This is a genomic window from Lysobacter cavernae, from assembly GCF_042648505.1.
Taxonomy (GTDB): domain Bacteria; phylum Pseudomonadota; class Gammaproteobacteria; order Xanthomonadales; family Xanthomonadaceae; genus Lysobacter_L; species Lysobacter_L cavernae.
The window spans coordinates 383,593-404,214 of sequence record NZ_JBHRXK010000002.1 but is presented as its reverse complement, the minus strand read 5'-3'; the positions used below and the strand labels follow the sequence as shown (position 1 = coordinate 404,214).

Genomic DNA, 20,622 nt, shown 5'->3' with positions numbered 1-20,622 from the left:
CGTCACCGCGTTCAAGACCTGGGCCGATGCAGGTGGGCCGTGCCCGCAGGCGCTGGTGAAGGGATAAACGCACGCTGCACACCGCGGTTCACGCCGGACTGACGTCTCCTATGAAAAATCCAGGGTCCCGCTCGCCGAATCATGCCTGAGCGGAATCCACTCATCGGGAGACGGTCATGGCATCGAAGAAAGCCCCGGCAAAGGGCGGGCGCGGTTCGTCAAAAGCTGCTTCAGGTAAACCCAACATCCTCGTCATCTTTGGCGACGACATCGGCATTCCCCAGGTCAGTTGCTACACCCGCGGCCTGATGGGCTACCAGACGCCCAACATCGACCGCATCGCCAACGAAGGCGCGATGTTCACCGACTCCTACGGCCAGCAGAGCTGCACCGCCGGGCGCGCGTCGTTCATTCTCGGCCAGGAGCCGTTCCGCACCGGCCTGCTGACCATCGGCATGCCGGGCGACCCGCACGGCATCGCCGACTGGATGCCGACCATCGCCGACGTGATGAAGACCCAGGGCTATGCCACCGGCCAGTTCGGCAAGAACCACCTCGGCGACCAGGACCAGCACCTGCCGACCAATCACGGCTTCGACGAATTCTTTGGCAACCTCTACCACCTCAACGCCGAAGAGGAGCCGGAGGGCTACTTCTATCCGAAGGATCCAGCTTTCAAGAAGAAGTACGGGCCGCGCGGCGTGATCCACTCCTACGCCGACGGCAAGATCGAGGACACCGGCCCGCTGAATATCAAACGCATGCCCACGGTGGACGAGGAGTTCCTGGGCGCGGCCGAAAAATTCATCAAGAAGAGCGTCAAGGCCGAGCAGCCATTCTTCGTGTGGTTCAACACCACCCGCATGCACGTGTTCACCCACCTGAAGAAGGAGTCGATGGGCAAGACCGGCAAGGGCCTGCACGCCGACGGCATGGTCGAGCACGACGGCCACGTCGGCGAACTACTGGATCTGCTGGACGAGTTGGGCATCGACGACAACACCATCGTCGTCTACACCACCGACAACGGCGCCGAGATCGCGCTGTGGCCCGACGGCGCCATGACCATGTTCCGCGGTGAGAAGGGCTCGACCTGGGAAGGCGGCTTCCGTATTCCGATGGCGATCCGCTGGCCGGGCACGATCAAGCCGGGCACGGTCTACAACGATCCGATCTCGCTGATCGACATGTTCCCCACCCTGTGCGCGGCGGCCGGCGTGCCCGACGTCAAGGAGCAACTGGCCAAGGGCACGACGCTCAACAAGAAGAAATTCAAGGTCAAACTGGACGGTTACAACTTCATGCCGTACTTCCAGGGCAAGGAGAAGCAGGGGCCGCGTGCCGCCATCTTCTACTTCGACCAGGGCGGCAACCTCAACGCGCTGCGCTACCAGGACTGGAAGCTCAGCTTCGCAGTGCAGGCCCACGGCAACATCGCCACCGGTTCGCGCACCGTGACCAACTGGACGACGATCACCAATCTGCGCATGGATCCCTACGAGCGCGGTCTGGAAGAAGGCGCCGGTGCACTGGAATTCTTCGGGCGTCAGATGTGGCTGATCGTGCCGGTGATGGGCCAGATCAAGGGCTTCTTCTCCGACTTCATGGACTACCCGTACCAAGCCGGCAGTTCCCTCAATGCCGGCGGCATCAACTACGGGCTGCTGAAGCAGGTCGATGCGATGAAGCGCCTGAAGGAAGTGGAATCGTTGCATCCCAACAGCTGAACGACACGAAGCGGTTCGGGCCTGTCACCAGGCCCGGACCGACAGTCCACGGCAACCGCGGCCATCTCCCCTGCAGGAGAGGGACTACACCACGACCTTTTCCCCATTGCGGTGCAGCCAGCGGTACAGCGCCGGCAGCACCAGCAGCGTCAGCAGCGTCGAGGAGACGATGCCGCCGATCACCACCGTCGCCAGTGGCCGTTGCACCTCGGAGCCGGCGCCGACGTTGAACGCCATCGGCAGGAAGCCAAGCGAAGCCACCAACGCCGTCATCAGCACCGGTCGCAGTCGCCCCAGGGCGCCGTCGACGATGGCGTTGTCCAATGGGTCGCCCTGCTCGCGCAGCTTGCGGATGAAGGCGATCATCACCAGGCCGTTGAGCACGGCGACGCCGGACAGCGCGATGAAGCCGACGCCGGCCGAGATCGACAACGGAATGCCGCGCAAGGCCAGCGCGATCACGCCGCCGGTCAACGCCAGCGGTACGCCGCTGAACACGATCGCCGCGTCCTTGGCCGAACCGAACGCCCAGAACAGCAGCGCGAAGATGATCGCCAGGGTGACCGGCACCACCACCGACAGGCGTTGGCTGGCCGAGATCAACTGCTCGAACGTGCCGCCGTAGTCGACCCAGTAGCCGCTCGGCACGTCGACCTGCGCGGCCACGCGCGACTGCAGCTGCGCAACGAAGCCGCCGAGGTCGCGTCCGCGCACGTTGGCGGTGATCACCACGCGGCGCTTGCCGTTTTCGCGGTTGATCTGGTTGGGGCCGAGCACGGTCTCCAGCGTCGCCACTTCGCGCAACGGCACCGTGCGTGGCGTGCCGGACACCCAGCCGCCGCTGCGGCTGGATTCATCGGCGTTGGCACCGCCCGCGAGTACATCGCCCAACGGGATGGGCAGGTCGGCCAGCGCTGCCGGGTCCTGACGCAGGCGTTCGGGCAGGCGCACGACGATGTCGAAGCGGCGGTCGCCCTCGAACAACTGGCCCGACACGGCACCGCCCACGGCCGTCGCCACGGTCTCCTGAACATCGCCCGGGTTCAGGCCATAGCGCGCCAGCGCCTGCCGGTCCGGCACCACCGACAGCAGTGGCAGGCCTGTCGTCTGTTCGAGCTTGACGTCGGCGGCGCCGGGCACGGTCTTGGCGACCGCCTCGATGCGTTTGCCGACCGCGACCAGCGTGTCCAGGTCATCGCCGTAGAGCTTGATCGCGACATCGGCGCGCACGCCCGAGATCAACTCGTTCATGCGCATCTGGATCGGCTGGGTGAACTCGTAGTTGTTGCCGGGCAACTGTTTGGCGGCGGCCTCGATCTGCGCGATCAATTGGCTGCGTGGCTTGCGTGGGTCGGGCCACTGCGCGCGCGGCTTCATCATCAGGAAGGTGTCGGCCAACGACGGCGGCATCGGGTCGGTCGCGACCTCGGCCGTGCCGAGCTTGCTGAAGACACGCTCGACCTCGGGAAGCTGCTTGAGCCGCGCCTCCAGCGTTGCCTGCATCTTCACCGCCTGGTCGAGGCTGGTGCCGGGGATGCGCAGCGCATGCAACGCGATGTCGCCCTCGTCGAGGTTGGGGATGAACTCGGTGCCCAAGCGCGTCGCGAACAGGCCGCAGACCGCGACCAGCGCCACCGCCCCGCCCATGACCCACGCGCGGCGCCGTAGCGACCAGGCCAGCAGCGGCGCATAACGGCGCTTGGCCCACTGCATGAGGCGGTTCTCCTTCTCCTCGACGCGGCCGCCCAGGAACAACGCCACCGCCGCCGGCACGAAGGTCAGCGACAGCAGCATCGCGCCGGTCAAGGCCAGCACCACGGTGATCGCCATCGGGTGGAACATCTTTCCCTCGATGCCGGTGAGCGCGAAGATCGGCAGGTAGACGGCGGTGATGATGCCCAGCCCGAACAGGCTCGGCCGGATCACCTCGGCGGTGGCCGCGGCGGCCAGGTCGAAGCGCTCTTCCTCGTTCATCACCCGGCCGAGCCGGTGCTGCATCTCGCCGAAGCGGCGCAGGCAGTTCTCGATGATGATCACCGCGCCGTCGACGATCAGGCCGAAGTCGAGCGCGCCCAGGCTCATCAGGTTGCCGGACACGCCACCGCGCACCATGCCGAACACGGTGAACAGCATCGCCAGCGGGATCACCGCCGCGGTGATCAACGCCGCACGGAAATTGCCGAGCAGCGCAAACAGCACCACGATCACCAGCACCGCGCCTTCGATCAGGTTCTTGGCGACGGTGGCGATGGTGCGGTCGACCAGCGCCGTGCGGTCGTAGACCGGGCTGGCGTGGGTGCCGGGCGGCAGGCTCTTGTTGGCCTCGGCCAACTTGGCGGCGGCGGCCTGCGCGACTTCGCGGCTGTTCGCACCCACCAGCATGAAGACGGTGCCGAGCACGACTTCCTTGCCGTTCTGGGTGGCGGCGCCGTTGCGCAGCTCCGGGCCTTCGCCGACGTGCGCGACATCGCGCACCCGGATCGGCACGCCTTCGCGGCGATCGAGCACGATGTCACCGATCGCGTCCAGGTCCGCGACCTGCCCGGGCACGCGCACCAGGAACTGCTGGCCGTTGCGCTCGATGTAGCCGGCGCCGAGGTTCTGGTTGTTGGCGGCGACGGCCTGCACCACGTCACGCAGGGTGAAGCCGAGCGCGACCAGTTTCGCCGGCTCCGGGGTGATGTGGATCTGCCGCGCGTAGCCGCCGATGGTATTGACCTCGGTGACGCCCGGCGTGTTGCGCAGCTGCGGACGCACCACCCAGTCCTGCAGGGTGCGCAGGTCGGTCGCGGTCCACGGCGTGCCGTCGCGCTTGCGCGCTTCCGGGCTGGCCTCGACCGTGTACATGAAGATCTCGCCCAGGCCGGTCGCGATCGGCCCCATCTCCGGTTCCAGTCCGGTCGGCAGCTGCGAGCGCATCTGCTGCAGGCGTTCGCTGACCTGCTGGCGCGCGAAGTAGAGGTCGGTGCCGTCCTTGAACGCGACGGTGACCTGCGACAGGCCGTAGCGTGAGATCGAGCGCGTGTAATCCAGGCCGGGCAGCCCGGCCATCGCGGTCTCGATCGGGTAGGTGACGCGCTGCTCCGACTCCAGCGGCGAGTAGCCGGTGGTCTCGGTGTTGATCTGCACCTGGACATTGGTGATGTCGGGCGTGGCGTCGATCGGCAGCTTGGTGAAGCTCCACACGCCCAGCGCGACCAGCGCCAGGGTGAGGGCGAGCATCAGCCATCGGTGGGCGATGGCGGAGCGGATGATTTTTTCGAGCATGGGATGCTCCTGGTTGTGTTTGCCCTTGCTCGTCATCCCCGCGAAGGCGGGGATCCAAGGACTTTGCTTTTTCGTCGAGCCGAGCCTGCGAAAGCAGGATCAACGTCCATGGATCCCCGCCTGCGCGGGGATGACGGTCCTGTGTCGTGTCAGTGATCGTGCGAAGCGCCGGACTTCTCGATGTCCGCCTTCACCAGGTAACTCTGCTCGACCACCACCTGGTCGCCCGGCTTGATCCCTGACAGGACCTCCACGCGCGTGGCATCGCGCTGGCCCAGCTCGACCGGACGCACCTCGTAGGTGTCGCCGACGCGCACGAACACCACCTCCCAATCGCGGAAGGTCTGCACCGCGGCCAGCGGCACCACCAGCGCCGCCGGTTGCTGGGCGACCGTGATGCGTGCCTTGACCGCCGAGCCCGGGCGCCACTGGCCGTCGCCGTTGGCGAGGGTGGCGCGGGCCACCGTGCTCTGGCTGGCCGTCGCGGTGCCGGGCAGCACCCGCTCGAGCACCGTCTGTGCGGTCACGCCGTCGCTCATGCGGGTCACGGCCACCGGCACGCCGGCACGGATGTGCTGGGCGTCGGCGCCGAAGATGTGCAGGTCGACCCACAGCTGCGACAGGTCGGCGATCTCGAACAGCGCGCTGCCTTCACCCGCCACCGCGCCGACGGCGGCGTTGCGCGCGAGCACCACGCCGGAGATCGGCGCCGTCACCGTGTAGTTGGTCAGGCTCAGGTTGCTCTCGACGACGGCGAGTGCCTGTCCGGCGCGTACCCGGTCGCCGACGTTGGCGCGCAGGCTGCGGATCGGGCCGGGGAAGCGCGCCATCACCTTGGCCTCGCGGCCTTCGATCGGGGTCAGCAGGCCCTGCACTTCGTGCTCGTCGGCAATCGTGCCGGCGCCCACGGCGGCGGCGCGGATGCCGGACTCCTCGGCGATCTTCGCGCCGATCACGGTGCGGCCCTCGAAGCTGTCGTAGGCCCAGCGCAACGTCTTGCCGTCGATCCCGGCGAGCACGACCACGGCGAACGAATGCGGCTCGCCGACGACACTGGCCGCCAGCAGGCTGCCGTCGGCCTGCGGCTTGAGCGCGTGGTTCTCGGCGATGTTGCCCAGACGCTGCAACCGGACCTCGACAGTGCCGGCACTCGGCGGCAACGGCTTGCCATCGCGGTACAGCCACGCCCGGTACTTCGGTGGCGTGCCGTCCTCGGCAATGGCGAGCTCGACGGTGTAGCCGCCCTGCTGCAGCAGGCGGCCGCCGTGTTCGCCCTGCTGGGGCTCCTCGGCGTCGGCATGACCGCTGTCGGCGTGGCCGGCTGCTTCGTCGGCAGGGTGGTCGTCGTCCGGCGCGCTGCCGCCGCAGGCGGCCAGCAGCAGGGTCAGCGCGAACGTGGCAATCAGGGAGGAGGGCTTCATGGTGCGGGACCTTGTGCAGGAGCGGCGATGAACGCCTGGCCGGTGAGTCGCTGGATTTCGATCAGGGCGCGTTGCGCATCCAGTGCAGTCTCGATCTGCTGCCGCCGCATCGCGGTGCGCTCGGACTGCAGTTGCGCCCATTCCAGGTAGCTGATGGCGCCGGCGCGGTAAGCGCGTTCGGCCTCCGCCTCGGCCTGGCCGAGCTTGGGCAGCACGTCGTCCTGCAGCCGCGCGACTTCCAACTGCGCGATGCGGTAGCGGCCGTGTGCATCGACCAGGGTCGAGTACAGCGCCAGGCCCTGCGCCTCGCGTTCGACCTCGACCATCGCCAGCTCGGCTTGCGCGGTGCGGATCTGCGGCTGCGCGCGGCGCGCGCTGCCCAGCGGCATCGAGACGCCGGCGACCAGGGCGGCGTCACTGTTTTCATTGAGCGCACGCACGCCAAGCTGCCAGTCCAGATCCGGCACCGCCTGCGCGCGCGCCAGCTGCAGCCGCGCCTCGCCGATGCGGCGCTGGTCGGCGAAGCGGGCCAGCTCGGGCGTACCTTGCAACAGCGCGGCCAGCGCATCGAAATCGGCGATGGCCGGCAGCGCCAGCGGGTCGCCGGCGGCGATCGCGAAGCGCGGTTCGCGCTCGCCCCACAGGGCGGCCAGGTGCTGGCGCGCGGCGATTTCGGTCTGCGCGCTGCGGTGGCGTTCGAGCTCGGCGCGGGCCAGTGCCGCCTGCGCGGTCAGCACCACCGACTCCGGCGAGGCGCCGGCCGTCAGCCGTTGCCGCGCAGCGGCGACGGTGCGTTGGCGCTGGCCGATGTCGGCCTGCGCGATGCCGCGCAGGCGTTGCGCGGCGACCACCGCCAGGTAGCGCCGCGCCACTTCGGCCAGCAGGTCCAGGCGGGTGGTTTCACGTTCGAGCGCGAGGGCGTCGATGCGGCTTTGCGCGAGCGCGCGGCGGGCATCGAGCTTGCCGCCGCGTTCCAGCACCGAGGCCAGGCTGAGGGTGAGTTCGGCGCGGTCGAGTGCGGCGTAATCGCCGCTGCCAAAGGCGTTCTCGAGTTCGGCGCCGGCGACCAGTGCCGGCCGTTGCGCGGCCTGGTCACGCTCGCCGGCGAGCACGTCGTCGCGGGCGTCGATCAGGCGCAGGTCGGGGTGGGACGCGGCGACGCGCGCGAAGGCGTCGTCCAGGGTCAGGGTGTCGTTGAGGGGCCGGTCGCCGGCTCGCGCGGGCGCGGCCACGGCGAACACGACGACCAGCGCGGCCAAGGCCGCGAGTCGCAAAAGCATGGGGAAAGCTCCGAATGAGATGACGGAACGCCGGCGCCAGGGCCGGCGGCACGGTCACGCTGCGATCGGAGGGCGGAACGGCGCGGGTCGTGGTGTCGGCACGAAGGACACCGTCGCCGCCGGTATCGGCGACGCGGTGACCGGGACGAGCAGGGCCAGGTCCAGGCGCGGCAACACCGCGGCCTGCTGGCCGCAGCAATGGGTCAGGTGCCAGTGGCTGTCGTCGGACGGGCCGTCCTGGCCGGGCGCCGGTGCGCGGTGATGCTCGGACCCACTGTCGGCGGCCGAGGCTGTCGCGGCGTGCGCGGTGAGATCATGAATCTCCTCGGCGAACGCCAGCGCCGGCCGCAGCACGATGCCGGTCAGCAACAGACCGATCACCAGCAGCCGTAGCACAGACGAGAGGGCGGACGTGCCGAACATGGCCCTAGGGTAACCGGCGGGGCCGGCGATACAACATTGCAGTACTGCGCCGTGCAGCACGCCCGTCGCACGCACCTGACGCGGTTTACAGGGGAGGCAGGCGCTGGCGCGCGGTCACCGCGCTGGCGAGCCTGTGCACCAGCGGCGACAATGCGGCGATGAACACGCTCTCGACCGCCTCGCTCCCGACCACCCCACTCGACACCGTCGAGCACGAGACCGCCGCCGCCCCCGCATGGACCGTGCTGTGGCTGCACGGCCTCGGTGCCGACGGCAACGACTTCGCGCCGATCGTGCCGGAGTTGCTGCGCCCGGGTTGGCCGGCGTTGCGCTTCGTGTTTCCGCACGCGCCGGTGCGGGCGGTGACAATCAACAACGGCGTGCGCATGCGCGCCTGGTACGACATCGTCAGCTTCGACTTCAACCAGCGCGCCGACGAGACCGGCGTGGCCGAATCGGTCGCGCAGGTGGAGGCCTTGATTGCACGCGAGGGCGAGCGCGGCGTGCCGCCCGAACGCATCGTGCTGATCGGTTTTTCCCAGGGTGGCGCGATCGCCCTCGCCGCCGGCCTGCGCCGGCAACGGCCGCTGGCCGGCGTGGCCGGGCTGTCGACCTACCTGCCGCTGAACCCGCAGCAGGCGGCGGCAAGCGTGCAGGTGGCCGCCATCGCGCAGCCGGTGTTCATGGCGCACGGCCAGTTCGACCCGGTGGTGCCGGTGCAGATCGGCGAGCGCAGCGCGGCGGTGTTGCAGGAGCTGGGCTTCGCGCTCGACTGGCATTGCTACCCGATGGCACACCAGGTCTGCGCCGAGGAAATCCATGCCCTCGGCGACTGGCTGGAGCAGCGCTTCAACGGCAATTGAGACTGCGGCCCAGTCGGACATGGCCGCTGCGCGCGCGCGGGGCTACTATCTGGCGTGAGCAGGCCGGACGGGGTGGAGGCTGGGCCGATGAGGGTAGTGATCGCCGACGACGAGCCACTGGCGCGCGAGCGCCTGCGCGCGCTGCTGGCCGATCAGCACGGGGTCGAGGTCGTCGCCGAGGCCGCCGACGGCCAGCACGCCCTGCACGCCTGCGCCGAGCACCGCCCCGACCTGGTCCTGCTCGACATCGCCATGCCCGGGATCGACGGCCTTGAGGCCGCGCGCCACCTGGCGGCGTTCGAGCCGCGCCCGGCGGTGGTGTTCTGCACCGCCTACGACGCACACGCGCTGTCGGCGTTCGAGGCCGAGGCGATCGACTACCTGGTCAAACCGGTGCGGGCCGAGCGCCTGAGCGCGGCCCTGGAGCGCGTGCGCACCTTCGCCGCCGGGCGCGAGCGCACCGCCACCACGGCCGGCAACGGCCAGCGCCGCAGCCACCTGTGCGCGCGCCTGCGCGGCAGCCTGCGCCTGATCCCGGTCGAGGACGTGCACTACCTGCACGCCGAAGAAAAGTACGTGATCGTCCACCACGCGCGCGGCGAGGACCTGATCGAGGAATCGCTGAAATCGCTGGAGGACGAATTCGGCGAGCGTTTCGTGCGCATCCACCGCAACTGCCTGGTGGCGCGTCACGAGATCGTCGAACTCAAGCGCGCCCCCGACGGCCACGTCCAGGCGGTGCTGCGCCACGGCAAGCAACCGCTCGAAGTCAGCCGCCGCTGCGTGTCGGGATTGCGCGAGACGCTCAAGCACCTGTGACGGCCGGGCAGGTCGTGTCACTCACCTTGCATTCCTGCCAAGCCGTATCGCGACGTGGCTTCATTCAGGTGTTAGGCCGCAAGTGACAGAACGCTGACCAGCCCCAGTTCCAGAACAGCCCCCTCCCCCAGAAAACAAGAGTGGATAGCACCATGACCCGTATGCACTGTTTCGCCGCACTGGTTTCTGTGGCAACGCTTTTCGTGGCGCAGTCAGCAAGCGCCGCAATTTCGTCCTTCAATGGCACCTGCCCTGGCGGAGTTGAGGTACATGCCGATGAAGGTGGTCCAGTGTTCGTCGACGGCAGGGAGACTGACCTTCGCAGGTTCAGCGAAAATTACTATGAAGCTCGGGATGCCAAAAGCGGAATAACGCTTTCAATCAATCGAACTCCCGACGGGGGTACGCAGATGTCCTACACTGGAAACAACGGTGCCAACGGCATTTGCTCCATTACTCCCGCAGCAGTAATGCGCAATGCACCCCAAAGCGGTGCGCCTGCCAGCGAGGGACAATCGGCACAATCCAGCAGCACAAGCAAAGAATCTGCGGACGCGGCCGTCGCTGCATGCAAGAGCGCACTGGCACTGAAGAGCGGAATGAACTCAGTCTTTGTTCTCCCGATATCGCACGTGCCTGCGGCTGGCGGGTTCGAGGTTTTTCTCAGCCTCAAGGGTGCCCAGTGGCTGTGCACCACAGACTCGCGCGGTAACGTGAATCGCATGGAACAGCGGTGAGCAGGTCGTTAAACATCAACGCCTTTGCGGCTTGGCAATTCATTCAGGCCGAAGCCGCTTTGCGGCTTGGCTTCATTCGGGTGTCAGGGCGCACTGCAGTTCACCGCTCACGTGGGTTTACGTCACTGACCCCGAGGGCAACGTCCTGGAGCTTCAGTCGCGACCGAGGTAAGGCTGTGCTGGTCAGCGGCCTGACCGTTCATCCAAGCCGAAACCGCTTCAAGCCGAGGCCGTTTCGTGGCTTAGCTTGATCGAGACATTCGTTCGCAAGGAGGCGTCATGTCGAGCGCGAAATCAAAACCCACTCACACCACGCCCGCCGATTCGACCCGGGCCGTCGACGACTTCATGGCCAAGCTCGAGCACCCGTGCAAGGCCGGGGTCGAGGCGCTGCGCCGGCTCATGCTCGGCCTCGATGCGGGCATCGCCGAAGGGATCAAGTGGAACACGCCGAGCTTCCGCACCGGCGAGTACTTCGCCACCACCCACCTGCGCGGCAAGACCGGCTTCGGCGTCGTCCTGCACCTGGGCGCCAAGGTCCGCGAGTCGCCGGCCGGTGGATTCGCGATCGATGACCCGAGCGGGCTGCTGAAGTGGCTGGGCCCGGACCGCGCGATGGTCGAGTTCGAGCGCTTGGCGGACTTCAACGACAAGAAGGCCGAGTTCGAGCGGATCGTGCGGCGCTGGATTGTCCATGTCCGTTAGGGAACGTCTAAACACTTCGTCATTCCCGCGAAAGCGGAGCCGGCCTTCGCGGGGATGACGAGCAAAAAGTTGCTGCCGAGCGGCACGGCGCAGCCATCGCGCCCGCATGACGAGAAGTTGGGCCGGGCCCGCGCAGCGGCGATAATGCCGCCATGAAGACCCTGCGCATCGCCACCCGCAAGAGCCCGCTCGCCCTGTGGCAGAGCGAGCACGTCGCCGCCCGCCTGCGCGCCGCGCACCCGGGGCTGGCGGTGACGCTGGTGCCGATGAGCACGCGCGGCGACGAGGTGCTGGATCGCTCGCTGGCGGCGATCGGCGGCAAGGGCCTGTTCCTGAAGGAGCTGGAGTTGGCGATGCAGCGCGGCGAAGCCGATTGTGCGGTGCACTCGCTCAAGGACGTGCCGATGGAACTGGAGCCGGGCTTCGCCCTGCCGGCGATCCTGGCCCGCGCCGATTACGCCGACGCCTTCGTCAGCAACCGCTTCGACGGCATTGCCGCCTTGCCGGTCGGTGCGCGCGTGGGCACCTCGTCGTTGCGCCGGCAGGCGCAGTTGCGTGCGCTGCGCCCGGACCTGGAGTTGCTCGACCTGCGCGGCAACGTCAACACGCGCCTGGCCAAGCTCGACGGCGGCGACTACGACGCCATCGTGCTGGCCTGCGCCGGCCTGCAGCGACTCGGCTTTGACGCGCGCATCCGCGTGCGCCTGCAGGCGCCGGACTGGTTGCCGGCACCGGCGCAGGGCGCGATCGCGATCGAGTGCCGCGACGACGACCTGGACACGCGCGCACTGTGCGCGGTGCTCGACGACAGTGCCACGCGCACCTGCGCCGAGGCCGAGCGCGCCATGAACCGTGCCCTGCACGGCAGCTGCCACGTGCCGGTGGCGGCATTCGCAAGGCTCGACGGCGAGCATTTGCGGCTCGACGGCCTGGTCGGTTCGGCGGCCGACGGCCGCGTGGTGCGTGCCCACGGCGAAGGCCGCGGCGATGCGCCCGAATGCCTCGGCTTGGAGGTGGCGCAGCAGCTGCTGGCGCAGGGCGCGGGCGAATTCATCGCGGCGAGCCTCTGATCCGGCCCGGGTTTTGTTGCAGGTAGGAGCGGTTTCCAGGAGCGGCTGAAGCCGCTCCTAGCTACAACGATCTCCGGGTCATGACGGGTTGTTGCCGGGTTAGAACCGGCGCCGCAACTCGATCGAACTTTCCGCGCTCTCGCTGCCGCCGCCGTTGCGCGAGTCGTGACGGATGGCGAAGTCGCTTTCCAGCGTCCAGTTCGGCCACAGGTTCACGTCCAGGCTGACCGACTGCTTGACGAAGGTGTCGCCGCGACCGCTCTCGACCTGCACGCGTTGCGTCCACAGCGCGCGCTCGCCGATGCGCTGGCCGAAGTTGAGCTCGCCGCGCACCACCGCGCCGGGCTGGCCGATGCCGTCGTCGTGCAGCGGCGCCAGCCGGTAGCCGGCACCGAACTGCAGGCCGAGCTGGGTCGGGCCGTCGCGCAGGGCCTGCACGCGGTAGCGCGTGCCGATGCGCCAGTCGTTGGAGTACAGCGACTGGCTCTCGCGCGGCGTCGCCGGGGCGCTGAGGTTGGTGTAGCGCTGGCTGCCGGGCAGCCGCAGCGAGCGGCGGCCGTCGTGGCGCGCGCGCGCCGGCGTGGCCTGCTGCGCCAAGGCCAGGCGCCATTCCTCGTCGCCGCAGCGGGTCGAGAAGCAGTACAGCCGCATCTGCGCCGGATCGCTGGCGATCGCGATCAACGTCGGGTCGCCATTCATTGCTGGCGACGGCAGAGTGACGAACGGGCTGCCGAGCAGGACCAGCCCCAGGACACCGGACATCGTCGGGAATGGGCAGTGGACTCAGCCAGGATGATGCCATGGAAGCGGTTACAGACCCAATCTGGGCTCGCGACCCGCTGAATGCCCGGTTCAGCAAACCGGCGCCGCAGCCTGTGGCTCAGTAGTACAGGCTGACCAGATGCCGGGCCTGGGCGAAAAACAGCCAGCGCTCGACCAACGCGCCGGCCAGTGCCGACGCCGCGGCGAGGCCGAAGGCCAGCGTCGCGCTGGCCGGCAGCGCCCAGGCCAGGGCCGCGGCCAGCACCGGCAGCGCGCCGAACAGGACCAGGCCGATCGCACGCAGCCGCCGCGCGTGCTTGCGCGCGAGTACGAACACCATCTCGCGGGTCAGGTAGTTGGGCTCGGTGTGCGGGCGCTCGAACACGCTCGGCGTGCGCTCGGGCAGGCCCAGCGCGTCGCCGCGCGTGACCGGCAACGGTTCGCGGTCGATGGCGCGCCAGTAGGCGAGCTTGAGCGCGGCGACCAGCGCCGCGGCCGCCGCGATCGGCACCGCCAAGGCCTGGACGGTGGCAGCGTCCACGCCGACCAGCGCCAGGGTCACCGCGAACAACAGGCCGCCGGTCAACAGGGCAAAGGCGAGGTAGCCGGGCACGACCAGTCGATGGCGCCAGGCCGGGATCGGCTTGAGCGAGGCGTAGATCATCGCGGTGCAGACGACGGTCGCCAGCGACAGCAGCAGCATGGCCGCGGCCAATAGCGGCGTCGCTGCGGTGTTCAGCAGCGCATGCGGCTGGCCGGACGCGACGGCGGCGACCAGGGCGAGCAGCGCGACGGCGGGCACGTAACTCGCCAGCGCCAACACCCCCTCGCGCGACAGCCACGAGCTGCGCCACTGCGAGAACGCCCGCCAGGCGCGCCCGGGTTTGCCCAGGTGCAGCACCGAGCTGAGCAGGCCGGTCGTGACCAGCACCAGGCCGACGAGGATCAGCACGCCCCAGATCGCGGGCACGGCACCTTGCTGCGGTCGGTCACCGGACAGGAGCATCGACACGATGGCCAGGCCGGTCCAGGCGAGCAGGCCGTAGCCTGCACCCGACAGCGCGGTGAAAAAAATGACGGAGAGGGCGGGATGCATGTCTATTTGTCGTCCCGAGTGCAGCGAGGGACCTGCTGTGCCAGCGGTGCGTGGTGAAGCGTGAAAGCAGGTCCTTCGCTGTGCTCGGGACGACAAGGAGTGTTCATCGCGACAGCACCCGGTCGAGCCAGCGCAGCACCGGCGGCAGCGCGGTCGTGTCGAGGGGTTCGGCCGGGGCCTCGGCGGCCGGCGTCTGCGCGGCACGGCGCGGCCGCGGCGGCAGGTACTGGTTGACCGGCCGGTAGCCCAGCTGTGGCATCAGGTCGACGCCGCCGCGCGCGGCGACGAGCTTCGACACTCTCGACTCGGGGTCGCCGAGGTCGCCGAAGTGACGCGCCCGGGTCGGGCAGGCCTGCACGCACGCCGGCTGGCGTTCGGCCTCGTCGAGGTGCTCGTTGTAGATGCGGTCGATGCACAGCGTGCATTTCTTCATCACGCCTTCGACCGCGCTGTACTCGCGTGCGCCGTACGGGCAGGCCCAGGAGCACAGCTTGCAGCCGATGCATTTGTCCTCGTCGACCAGGACGATGCCATCGCTGGCGCGCTTGTAGCTGGCGCCGGTCGGGCACACGGTGACGCAGGCCGGTTGCTCGCAGTGCAGGCACGAGCGCGGGAAGTGCAGGGTCATCGCCGGCTGCGCGGCTTCGGCCGCGAGGCTGTGGCTGGACGTGCAGGCGTTGCCCGGATTGCGGTCGGCGGCTGAAGTCGTTGCGTGCGGATCGAACGCCGGCGTGGTGAAGTCGGTCGCCGCGATCTCGTAGCTGTGCACGCGGTTGAACCAGACACCGCTCGGGTCACGGCCGTAGGGCTGCTCGTCGGTCAGCGGCGCGGCGAAGCCGCCGGCGTTCCATTCCTTGCAGCTGACTGCGCAGGCGTGGCAACCGACGCAGGTGTCGAGATCGATCACCAGCCCCAGCTTCTTCTTCGATGGCGGTGGCAGGTCGGTCACGGGCGTTTGCGGGTGGCGATCAGCCAGGCACCGACCGTGCACAGGGCGAGGCCGAAGCTCACGCTGGGCAGCAGGGCGACCAGGATCGGGGTGGGCGAGGTGGCGCTGGGCAAGTCGGCGCCGAGACCGAGCAGCACCATCAGTGCCAGACCGAGGCCGATACACAACCAGCCGGCGAGCAGGCGCAGCGAAGACTTCATTTGCGCCTCTCCCGGCGAAAACCGGCGCCGTAGCGCAGCGGCGCATTATCGGCGGTGCCGAGCGGCAACGGCGCGAACTGCGGTTGGCTCTGCGCGGCCGGCGCGGCCTTGGCGATCTGCACGCGCAGGTCAAACCAGGCGGCCTGGCCGGTGACGGGGTCGGCGTTGGCGTAGTCGCCGCGTGGCGTGATGTCGCTGATCAGGTGGTTGAGCAGGAAGCCCTGTGTGGCCTCGGGCGCGGCTTTGTCGAGCCGCCACGCACCGCGGCGCTTGCCGATCGCGTTCCAGGTCCACACCGTGTCGGGCTGGACGTTGCCGGCAAACTTGGCCTGCACGGTAATGGTGCCGAGGTGCGAACTCACGTGGATCCAGTCTTCATCGTCGATGCCGTAGCGGGCGCCGGTGTCGGGGTGCAGGTACAGCCAGTTGCGCGTGGCGATCTGACGCAGCCACGCGTTCTGCGCGCCCCAGGCGTGATACATGAACATCGGCCGCTGGGTGACGGCGGACAGCGGGAACCGGTTTTCTCCTTCTCCCCCCGGGAGAAGGTGCCCGTAGGGCGGATGAGGGTTCGGGGCGGGCGTGGAGTTTCGCACTTGCGCCTGCGCACCCTCAAACGGCTCGTACCACAGCGGCAACGGATCGAAGTAGGTCGCCACGCGTTCGCGGTGCTCCGCGGGGGGCTGCAGCGGGCCGTGCCCCTGCGCGGCGAGGCGGAACTTCTGCAAGGTCTCCGAGTACAGCTGCAGCACGATCGGTTCGGCGTGGCCGAGAAAGCCCATGCGCTGTGCCCAGTCGAGGTAGCCGCGGTTGGCCATCTTGTAATAGCGCGCGTGCTCGGGAAGCTCGCTGCGCCAGAAGCCGCCGTGCTCGATGTAGCGCTGCAGCTGCTGCGGGTTCGGCGGACCCTTGGCTTCGAGTTCGCCGTGTTCGCCGCGCCAGCCGGCGAGCAGGCCGACGCCGGGCGCGCGTTCGTGGTGGACGATGTAATCGGCGTAGTCGTGGTACTTCGGTGAGCCGTCATCAAGGACCATGCCGGGCAGCCCCAGTCGCGCGCCGAGATCGAGCAGCACGCTCTGGAAGCCGCGCACGTCGCGCGGCCGTGCATCGGAATGCAGCGATTGCTGTGCAGCATCGAGCAGCGGATGGCGGATCGCGTCGGCGGCGCCGTCGGCGTCGGAAATCGGCCGGTCGAGGATCGAGATCGCGTCGAAGCGCTCAAGATACGTCGTGTCCGGCAGCACCAGGTCGGCGTAGGCGATCATCTCCGAGGCGTAGGCGTCGGCATAGATGATGCGCGGAATCTTGTACTCGCCGTTGGCGTCCTTGTCGGTGAGCCAGCCGATGGTCTGGCCGGTGTTCATCGCCGAGTTCCAGCTCATGTTGGCCATGAACATCATGAGCGTGTCGATCTTGTACGGATCGCCGGCCCAGGCATTGCGGATGACCGTGTGCATCATGCCGTGCGCCGACAGCGGGTAAGCCCACGAGAACGCGTGGTCGATGCGGCGCGGATTGCCGTCGGCGTCGACCAGCAGGTCTTCGGGTGCGTGCACGAAGCCGAGCGGTGCGGCATCGAGCGCGCCGTTGGCCTGGCGGGTCTTGCCCGGGCGATTGGGTGGTGCGATCGGCTTGGGAAACGGCGGCTGGTAACGGAACGAGCCCGGCGTGTCGATCGCGCCGAGCAGCAATTGCAGCAGGTGCAGTGCGCGGCAGGTGTGGAAGCCGTTGCTGTGCGCGCTGATGCCACGCATCGCGTGCATCGCCACCGGTCGCCCGGTCATCGTCGCGTGCTCGCGACCGTGCGCGTCGGTCCACGCGATCGGCAGTTCGATGGCGTGGTCGAAGGCGGCCTGCGCCAGCTCGCGGGCAATGCGGCGGATGGTGTCGGCGGGGATGCCGCAACGCGCGCTGACCGCATCGGGCGAATACTGCGGGTCGAGGTAGCGTTCGGCGATCAGGTGGAACACCGGCACCGCGCGGCGACCGTCGGGCAGGGTGTGTTCGCCGACAACGGAGGGTGAGATGTCGGTGGCGTCGGCGGGCGCAAAGCCCCTCTCCCCTCGCCCGGAGGGAGAGGGGAGCAAAGCACATAGCGGTCTGCCTTCCGCATCGCGCGCGAACAAGCCATCGTCTGGGCCACCCGGATTCCGCACCACCAGCCAGTGCGCGTTGGTGTAGCGCACTAGGTAATCGAGGTCGATGCGGTCAGCCTTGAGCAGTTCGTGGATCAGCGCGAACGCGAACAGGCCGTCGGTGCCGGGGCGGATGCCGATCCACTCGTCGGCGATCGCACCGTAGCCCGAGCGCACCGGATTGACCGCGACGATCTTGGCGCCGCGTTCCTTGAGCTTCCCCAGGCCGAGTTTGATCGGGTTGGAGTCGTGGTCCTCGGCCACGCCCCACAGCATCAGGTACTGCGCGTGCTCCCAGTCGGGTTCGCCGAACTCCCAGAAGCTGCCACCGAGCGTGTACAGCCCGCCGGCGGCCATGTTGACCGAGCAGAAGCCGCCGTGCGCGGCGTAGTTGACCGTGCCGAACTGCTGCGCCCACCAGCCGGTCAGCGCCTGCGATTGATCGCGCCCGGTGAAGAACGCCAGCTCGTCGGGATTGCGCTCGCGGATCGGCGCCAGCCAGTCGGTGGCGATCTGCAATGCCTCGTCCCATTCGATCTCGCGGAACTCGCCCGCGCCGCGCTCGCCCACACGCAGCAGCGGCTTGCTCAGCCGCGCCGGTGAGTAGTGCTGCATGATCCCGGCCGAGCCCTTCGCGCACAGCACGCCCTGGTTGACCGGGTGCTCGGGGTTGCCCTGGATGTAGCGGATCATCTTTCCCTGGGGCCCGCCGTCCTGCAGCCACACCTTGATGCCGCAACGGCAGGCGCACATGTAGCAGGTGGTGGTCTTGACCTCGTCGCCGGGCGAGGGCGAGGTGTCGATGGCTGGCTCTGGTGGAGCAGGCGTGCGCATGCGGTCATTGTGCCCATCCGGCTGGCGCATCGCGACCTCGCCGCGGCGACGGAACCAGGGCAACGCTGACCAAGTCCCCTTTGCCCGTCATTCCCGCCTTCGCGGGAATGACGGCACTTATTCAGCGTTGCCTACGGCCGGCAATGCCGGCGCTCGAATTCGATCTCCTGCTGCAGGGCTTTTTCGCCGCCGCCGGTGGCCAGCGCGGCGATGTGCTGGCGATTGCGCGGGCAGGGGTCGCGTTCGCTGCCGGGCGCATAGAATACGCTGCCAATGCGGTCGACCACGCTGGCCACCGACAACGGCTCGCGCATGTGGAAGCGCTCGGCGGGTACTCCCTGCAATCGATGGGGGCGCTCGAACGGATCGACGGGCAGGGCTTCCGCACGCGCCTTCCGCTCGGCCCAATCCCGCGCCTGCCCGATCAGCACGGCCGACAGCGACCTGTTTGCCGGCGGTGGGTCGGCCGCGGTGGCCGTCGGTGGCGTCGGTGCGAGCGGCGTGTCGCGCGCGATGCGCGGCGTTGGCGGTCGCGGCGATGGTGGCATGGGCGAGGTCGCCTTCCCGGCATGACTGCGGCGCGGGATGAACTCGACGTAGGTCGGTGGCGGATCGGCTGCGGCGTCGGCCGTGGCCGCGCCGTGGAGCAGGCGCGCCAGGATCGCGCCCAGCGCGACGTGGACCAGTATCACGACTCCCGATGCGATCATGCGATCGCGCTGCAACCTCCCTGTCTCCCGCATGCCCACCTCATGCCGTCGTCGGCGCGCAGTGTGCGCAGGGCCGGGTTAGGGAGTGGTTAACCCATCCGTGGTCCCGGCCGCACGGCCGCAGGCGCAGTGGCGGCCGGGGCGGCGCCGATGTCATGCTTGCCGCTGAAGACCCGAGCCGCGCCGCCATGGAACGCATCGAACGCATCCACGCCCTGCACCGCATCCTCAGCGCCGCCCGCTATCCGGTGACGGTGCAGCGCCTGCAGGAGGACCTGGAGTGCTCGCGCGCCACGGTCTACCGCGACCTGGCCTACCTGCGCGACTACCTGATGGCGCCGGTGGTCGGCAACGGCGAGGCGGGCTTCCGCTACGACCACAGCGAGAGCGACCGCTTCGAGTTGCCGGGGCTGTGGCTGAGTTCGGAGGAGCTGCACTCGCTGCTCGCCGCCCAGCAACTGCTGGTGCGCAGCGGTGGCGGCGTGCTGTCGACCGCGCTGGCGCCGCTGCAGCACCGCATCGAGAAGCTGCTCGACGAACACGCCGGCGGCCGTCGCGTGCCGGTCGAGCGGGTGCGGGTGATCCCGCATCGCACGCGCAGGCTCGACGAGCATTCGTTCCGCAACGTCGCCACCGCGGTGCTCGACCGCAAGCGCTTGAGTTTCGAGTACCGCGCGCGCTCGACCGACGAGAAGACGCGGCGCACGGTGTCGCCGCAGCGGCTGACCCACTACCGCGAGAACTGGTACCTCGACGCCTGGGACCACGAGCGCGAGGCGCTGCGCAGCTTCTCGGTCGACCGCATCAGCGCGGCCAGGCTGCTCGACGAGCCGGCGCGCGACGTGCCCGACGAGGAACTCGACCGCCAGCTGGCCTCCAGCTACGGCATCTTCTCCGGCGAACCCAAGGGCTGGGCGACGATCGTGTTCAGCGCCAAGGCCGCGCGCTGGGTCGCTGACGAGCACTGGCATTCGCAGCAGCAGGGCCGCTTCCTCGCCGACGGCCGCTTCGAGCTGAAGGTGCCCTACAGCACCGGCCGCGAGCTGCTGATGGACGTGATGCATTACGGCAGCGACGCCGAGATCATCGAGCCGGCGTCCCTGCGCGAGCAGGCGCGCAGCGTGCTGTCGCTGGCCTTGAGCAACTACGACGGCTGAGCCGCACGGCCTTTCGCGGCCGGCGACGCAAGGTCGCAGCCTCTGAGACGGGGCGCGGCGATGGTGGCGACCACCCTCCTCGGAGCCACCGCCATGACCACCGCCGCCCAGCGTTCCCGCACCGACTCGTCCGCCCCCGAACCGGGCTTGGACGATGTACCGCGTTACGCACTGGCGATCGGCGTCGTGCTGGTGCTGCTGGTGCCGGCCGCGCGCGGCTTCAGTGACACCTTCGGCTGGATGCCGCTGTGGTTGCTGGCGATGCCGTTGAGCGCGTGGTGGGCGCTGCACCGTTTCCGTCTGCCGTACGAGCCGGCACGTGGGCACGAGCAAGCGCAGCCGCGTCGGCGCCGGACGGGTTTGCAGGCGCGCCGGCGCAAGCTGCCGGCTGTGCCGCGGCGGCAACCGCAGGCGGCCTGAATGCCCGCGGTGGTTGCGGCTTGGGTGAGTCGCCGCACCGGGTGCGC

18 protein-coding genes are annotated in these 20,622 nt (G+C 68.9%); 8 read left to right on the top strand and 10 right to left on the bottom strand.

Annotation, left to right across the window (positions count from 1 at the left end; translation table 11 throughout):
- The first annotated feature begins 176 nt into the window (after positions 1–176).
- Complete coding sequence (locus ACFOLC_RS06145; RefSeq protein ID WP_386758342.1) at positions 177–1,727, top strand: arylsulfatase; 1,551 nt, start codon at positions 177–179, stop codon at positions 1,725–1,727.
- 84 nt (positions 1,728–1,811) lie between these two features.
- On the opposite strand, the gene ACFOLC_RS06140 is transcribed toward ACFOLC_RS06145, so the two are convergent.
- From ACFOLC_RS06140 to ACFOLC_RS06125, 4 genes are all read right to left on the bottom strand, one after another.
- The gene (locus tag ACFOLC_RS06140; RefSeq protein ID WP_386758341.1) at positions 1,812–4,994 is read right to left on the bottom strand and encodes an efflux RND transporter permease subunit; all 3,183 of its coding nucleotides are present in this window, start codon (positions 4,992–4,994) and stop codon (positions 1,812–1,814) included.
- Positions 4,995–5,143: 149 nt separating this feature from the next.
- Entirely contained in the window at positions 5,144–6,415 is a 1,272-nt protein-coding gene (locus ACFOLC_RS06135) for an efflux RND transporter periplasmic adaptor subunit (RefSeq protein ID WP_386758340.1), read from the bottom strand.
- Positions 6,412–7,695: a TolC family protein gene (locus tag ACFOLC_RS06130; protein ID WP_386758339.1), complete on the bottom strand. Its 1,284-nt coding sequence runs from the start codon at positions 7,693–7,695 to the stop codon at positions 6,412–6,414. The genes ACFOLC_RS06135 and ACFOLC_RS06130 overlap by 4 nt, the downstream gene beginning before the upstream one ends.
- Positions 7,696–7,749: 54 nt before the next feature.
- Positions 7,750–8,118, bottom strand: coding sequence for a DUF2946 family protein (locus tag ACFOLC_RS06125; RefSeq protein WP_386758338.1), 369 nt, complete (start codon positions 8,116–8,118; stop codon positions 7,750–7,752).
- 158 nt (positions 8,119–8,276) lie between these two features.
- On the opposite strand from ACFOLC_RS06125, the gene ACFOLC_RS06120 reads away from it, so the two are divergent.
- The 5 genes from ACFOLC_RS06120 to hemC all read left to right on the top strand — a co-directional run bounded on the left by ACFOLC_RS06120 (position 8,277) and on the right by hemC (position 12,312).
- Positions 8,277–8,981 (top strand): alpha/beta hydrolase, encoded by a 705-nt coding sequence (locus tag ACFOLC_RS06120; protein ID WP_386758337.1) that lies wholly within the window; start codon positions 8,277–8,279, stop codon positions 8,979–8,981.
- 87 nt (positions 8,982–9,068) lie between these two features.
- The gene (locus ACFOLC_RS06115; protein ID WP_386758336.1) at positions 9,069–9,800 is read left to right on the top strand and encodes a LytR/AlgR family response regulator transcription factor; all 732 of its coding nucleotides are present in this window, start codon (positions 9,069–9,071) and stop codon (positions 9,798–9,800) included.
- Positions 9,801–9,952: 152 nt separating this feature from the next.
- Positions 9,953–10,537, top strand: coding sequence for a hypothetical protein (locus ACFOLC_RS06110; protein ID WP_386758335.1), 585 nt, complete (start codon positions 9,953–9,955; stop codon positions 10,535–10,537).
- 279 nt (positions 10,538–10,816) lie between these two features.
- Positions 10,817–11,242, top strand: a complete 426-nt coding sequence (locus ACFOLC_RS06105) for a DUF1801 domain-containing protein (RefSeq protein ID WP_386758334.1) — start codon at positions 10,817–10,819, stop codon at positions 11,240–11,242.
- A gap of 152 nt (positions 11,243–11,394) precedes the next feature.
- Positions 11,395–12,312 carry a hydroxymethylbilane synthase gene (hemC, locus tag ACFOLC_RS06100; protein ID WP_386758333.1) on the top strand — a complete coding sequence of 306 codons (918 nt, stop codon included), beginning with the start codon at positions 11,395–11,397 and terminating at the stop codon, positions 12,310–12,312.
- Positions 12,313–12,411: 99 nt separating this feature from the next.
- On the opposite strand, the gene ACFOLC_RS06095 is transcribed toward hemC, so the two are convergent.
- The 6 genes from ACFOLC_RS06095 to ACFOLC_RS06070 form a co-directional block, all read right to left on the bottom strand.
- A complete protein-coding gene (locus ACFOLC_RS06095; RefSeq protein ID WP_386758332.1) occupies positions 12,412–13,074 on the bottom strand; it encodes a DUF481 domain-containing protein in 663 nt (220 codons plus the stop codon).
- Positions 13,075–13,192: 118 nt separating this feature from the next.
- Positions 13,193–14,170, bottom strand: a complete 978-nt coding sequence (locus tag ACFOLC_RS06090) for a dimethyl sulfoxide reductase anchor subunit family protein (protein WP_386758331.1) — start codon at positions 14,168–14,170, stop codon at positions 13,193–13,195.
- 103 nt (positions 14,171–14,273) lie between these two features.
- Entirely contained in the window at positions 14,274–15,119 is an 846-nt protein-coding gene (locus ACFOLC_RS06085) for a 4Fe-4S dicluster domain-containing protein (RefSeq protein ID WP_386758330.1), read from the bottom strand.
- Entirely contained in the window at positions 15,116–15,319 is a 204-nt protein-coding gene (locus tag ACFOLC_RS06080) for a hypothetical protein (RefSeq protein ID WP_386758329.1), read from the bottom strand. Before ACFOLC_RS06080 ends, ACFOLC_RS06085 begins: the two co-directional genes overlap by 4 nt.
- The gene (locus tag ACFOLC_RS06075; RefSeq protein WP_386758328.1) at positions 15,316–18,288 is read right to left on the bottom strand and encodes a molybdopterin oxidoreductase family protein; all 2,973 of its coding nucleotides are present in this window, start codon (positions 18,286–18,288) and stop codon (positions 15,316–15,318) included. The genes ACFOLC_RS06080 and ACFOLC_RS06075 overlap by 4 nt, the downstream gene beginning before the upstream one ends.
- A gap of 131 nt (positions 18,289–18,419) precedes the next feature.
- On the bottom strand, positions 18,420–18,998 hold the full coding sequence (locus tag ACFOLC_RS06070; RefSeq protein ID WP_386758327.1) for a hypothetical protein: 579 nt from the start codon (positions 18,996–18,998) through the stop codon (positions 18,420–18,422).
- Between the two features lie 188 nt (positions 18,999–19,186).
- Between ACFOLC_RS06070 and ACFOLC_RS06065 the strand changes: the two genes are divergently transcribed.
- Together ACFOLC_RS06065 and ACFOLC_RS06060 are read left to right on the top strand one after the other, a co-directional pair.
- Positions 19,187–20,155, top strand: coding sequence for a helix-turn-helix transcriptional regulator (locus ACFOLC_RS06065; protein WP_386758555.1), 969 nt, complete (start codon positions 19,187–19,189; stop codon positions 20,153–20,155).
- Positions 20,156–20,248: 93 nt separating this feature from the next.
- Entirely contained in the window at positions 20,249–20,575 is a 327-nt protein-coding gene (locus ACFOLC_RS06060; RefSeq protein ID WP_386758326.1) for a hypothetical protein, read from the top strand.
- The last annotated feature ends 47 nt before the right edge of the window (positions 20,576–20,622 follow it).

Bases quoted from the DNA above. Each gene is read 5' to 3' on its own strand.
- ACFOLC_RS06145 (WP_386758342.1), top strand. From the start codon at position 177: ATGGCATCGAAGAAAGCCCCGGCAAAGGGCGGGCGCGGTTCGTCAAAA.
- ACFOLC_RS06140 (WP_386758341.1), bottom strand. From the start codon at position 4,994: ATGCTCGAAAAAATCATCCGCTCCGCCATCGCCCACCGATGGCTGATG.
- ACFOLC_RS06135 (WP_386758340.1), bottom strand. From the start codon at position 6,415: ATGAAGCCCTCCTCCCTGATTGCCACGTTCGCGCTGACCCTGCTGCTG.
- ACFOLC_RS06130 (WP_386758339.1), bottom strand. From the start codon at position 7,695: ATGCTTTTGCGACTCGCGGCCTTGGCCGCGCTGGTCGTCGTGTTCGCC.
- ACFOLC_RS06125 (WP_386758338.1), bottom strand. From the start codon at position 8,118: ATGTTCGGCACGTCCGCCCTCTCGTCTGTGCTACGGCTGCTGGTGATC.
- ACFOLC_RS06120 (WP_386758337.1), top strand. From the start codon at position 8,277: ATGAACACGCTCTCGACCGCCTCGCTCCCGACCACCCCACTCGACACC.
- ACFOLC_RS06115 (WP_386758336.1), top strand. From the start codon at position 9,069: ATGAGGGTAGTGATCGCCGACGACGAGCCACTGGCGCGCGAGCGCCTG.
- ACFOLC_RS06110 (WP_386758335.1), top strand. From the start codon at position 9,953: ATGACCCGTATGCACTGTTTCGCCGCACTGGTTTCTGTGGCAACGCTT.
- ACFOLC_RS06105 (WP_386758334.1), top strand. From the start codon at position 10,817: ATGTCGAGCGCGAAATCAAAACCCACTCACACCACGCCCGCCGATTCG.
- hemC (WP_386758333.1), top strand. From the start codon at position 11,395: ATGAAGACCCTGCGCATCGCCACCCGCAAGAGCCCGCTCGCCCTGTGG.
- ACFOLC_RS06095 (WP_386758332.1), bottom strand. From the start codon at position 13,074: ATGTCCGGTGTCCTGGGGCTGGTCCTGCTCGGCAGCCCGTTCGTCACT.
- ACFOLC_RS06090 (WP_386758331.1), bottom strand. From the start codon at position 14,170: ATGCATCCCGCCCTCTCCGTCATTTTTTTCACCGCGCTGTCGGGTGCA.
- ACFOLC_RS06080 (WP_386758329.1), bottom strand. From the start codon at position 15,319: ATGAAGTCTTCGCTGCGCCTGCTCGCCGGCTGGTTGTGTATCGGCCTC.
- ACFOLC_RS06075 (WP_386758328.1), bottom strand. From the start codon at position 18,288: ATGCGCACGCCTGCTCCACCAGAGCCAGCCATCGACACCTCGCCCTCG.
- ACFOLC_RS06070 (WP_386758327.1), bottom strand. From the start codon at position 18,998: ATGATCGCATCGGGAGTCGTGATACTGGTCCACGTCGCGCTGGGCGCG.
- ACFOLC_RS06065 (WP_386758555.1), top strand. From the start codon at position 19,187: ATGGAACGCATCGAACGCATCCACGCCCTGCACCGCATCCTCAGCGCC.
- ACFOLC_RS06060 (WP_386758326.1), top strand. From the start codon at position 20,249: ATGACCACCGCCGCCCAGCGTTCCCGCACCGACTCGTCCGCCCCCGAA.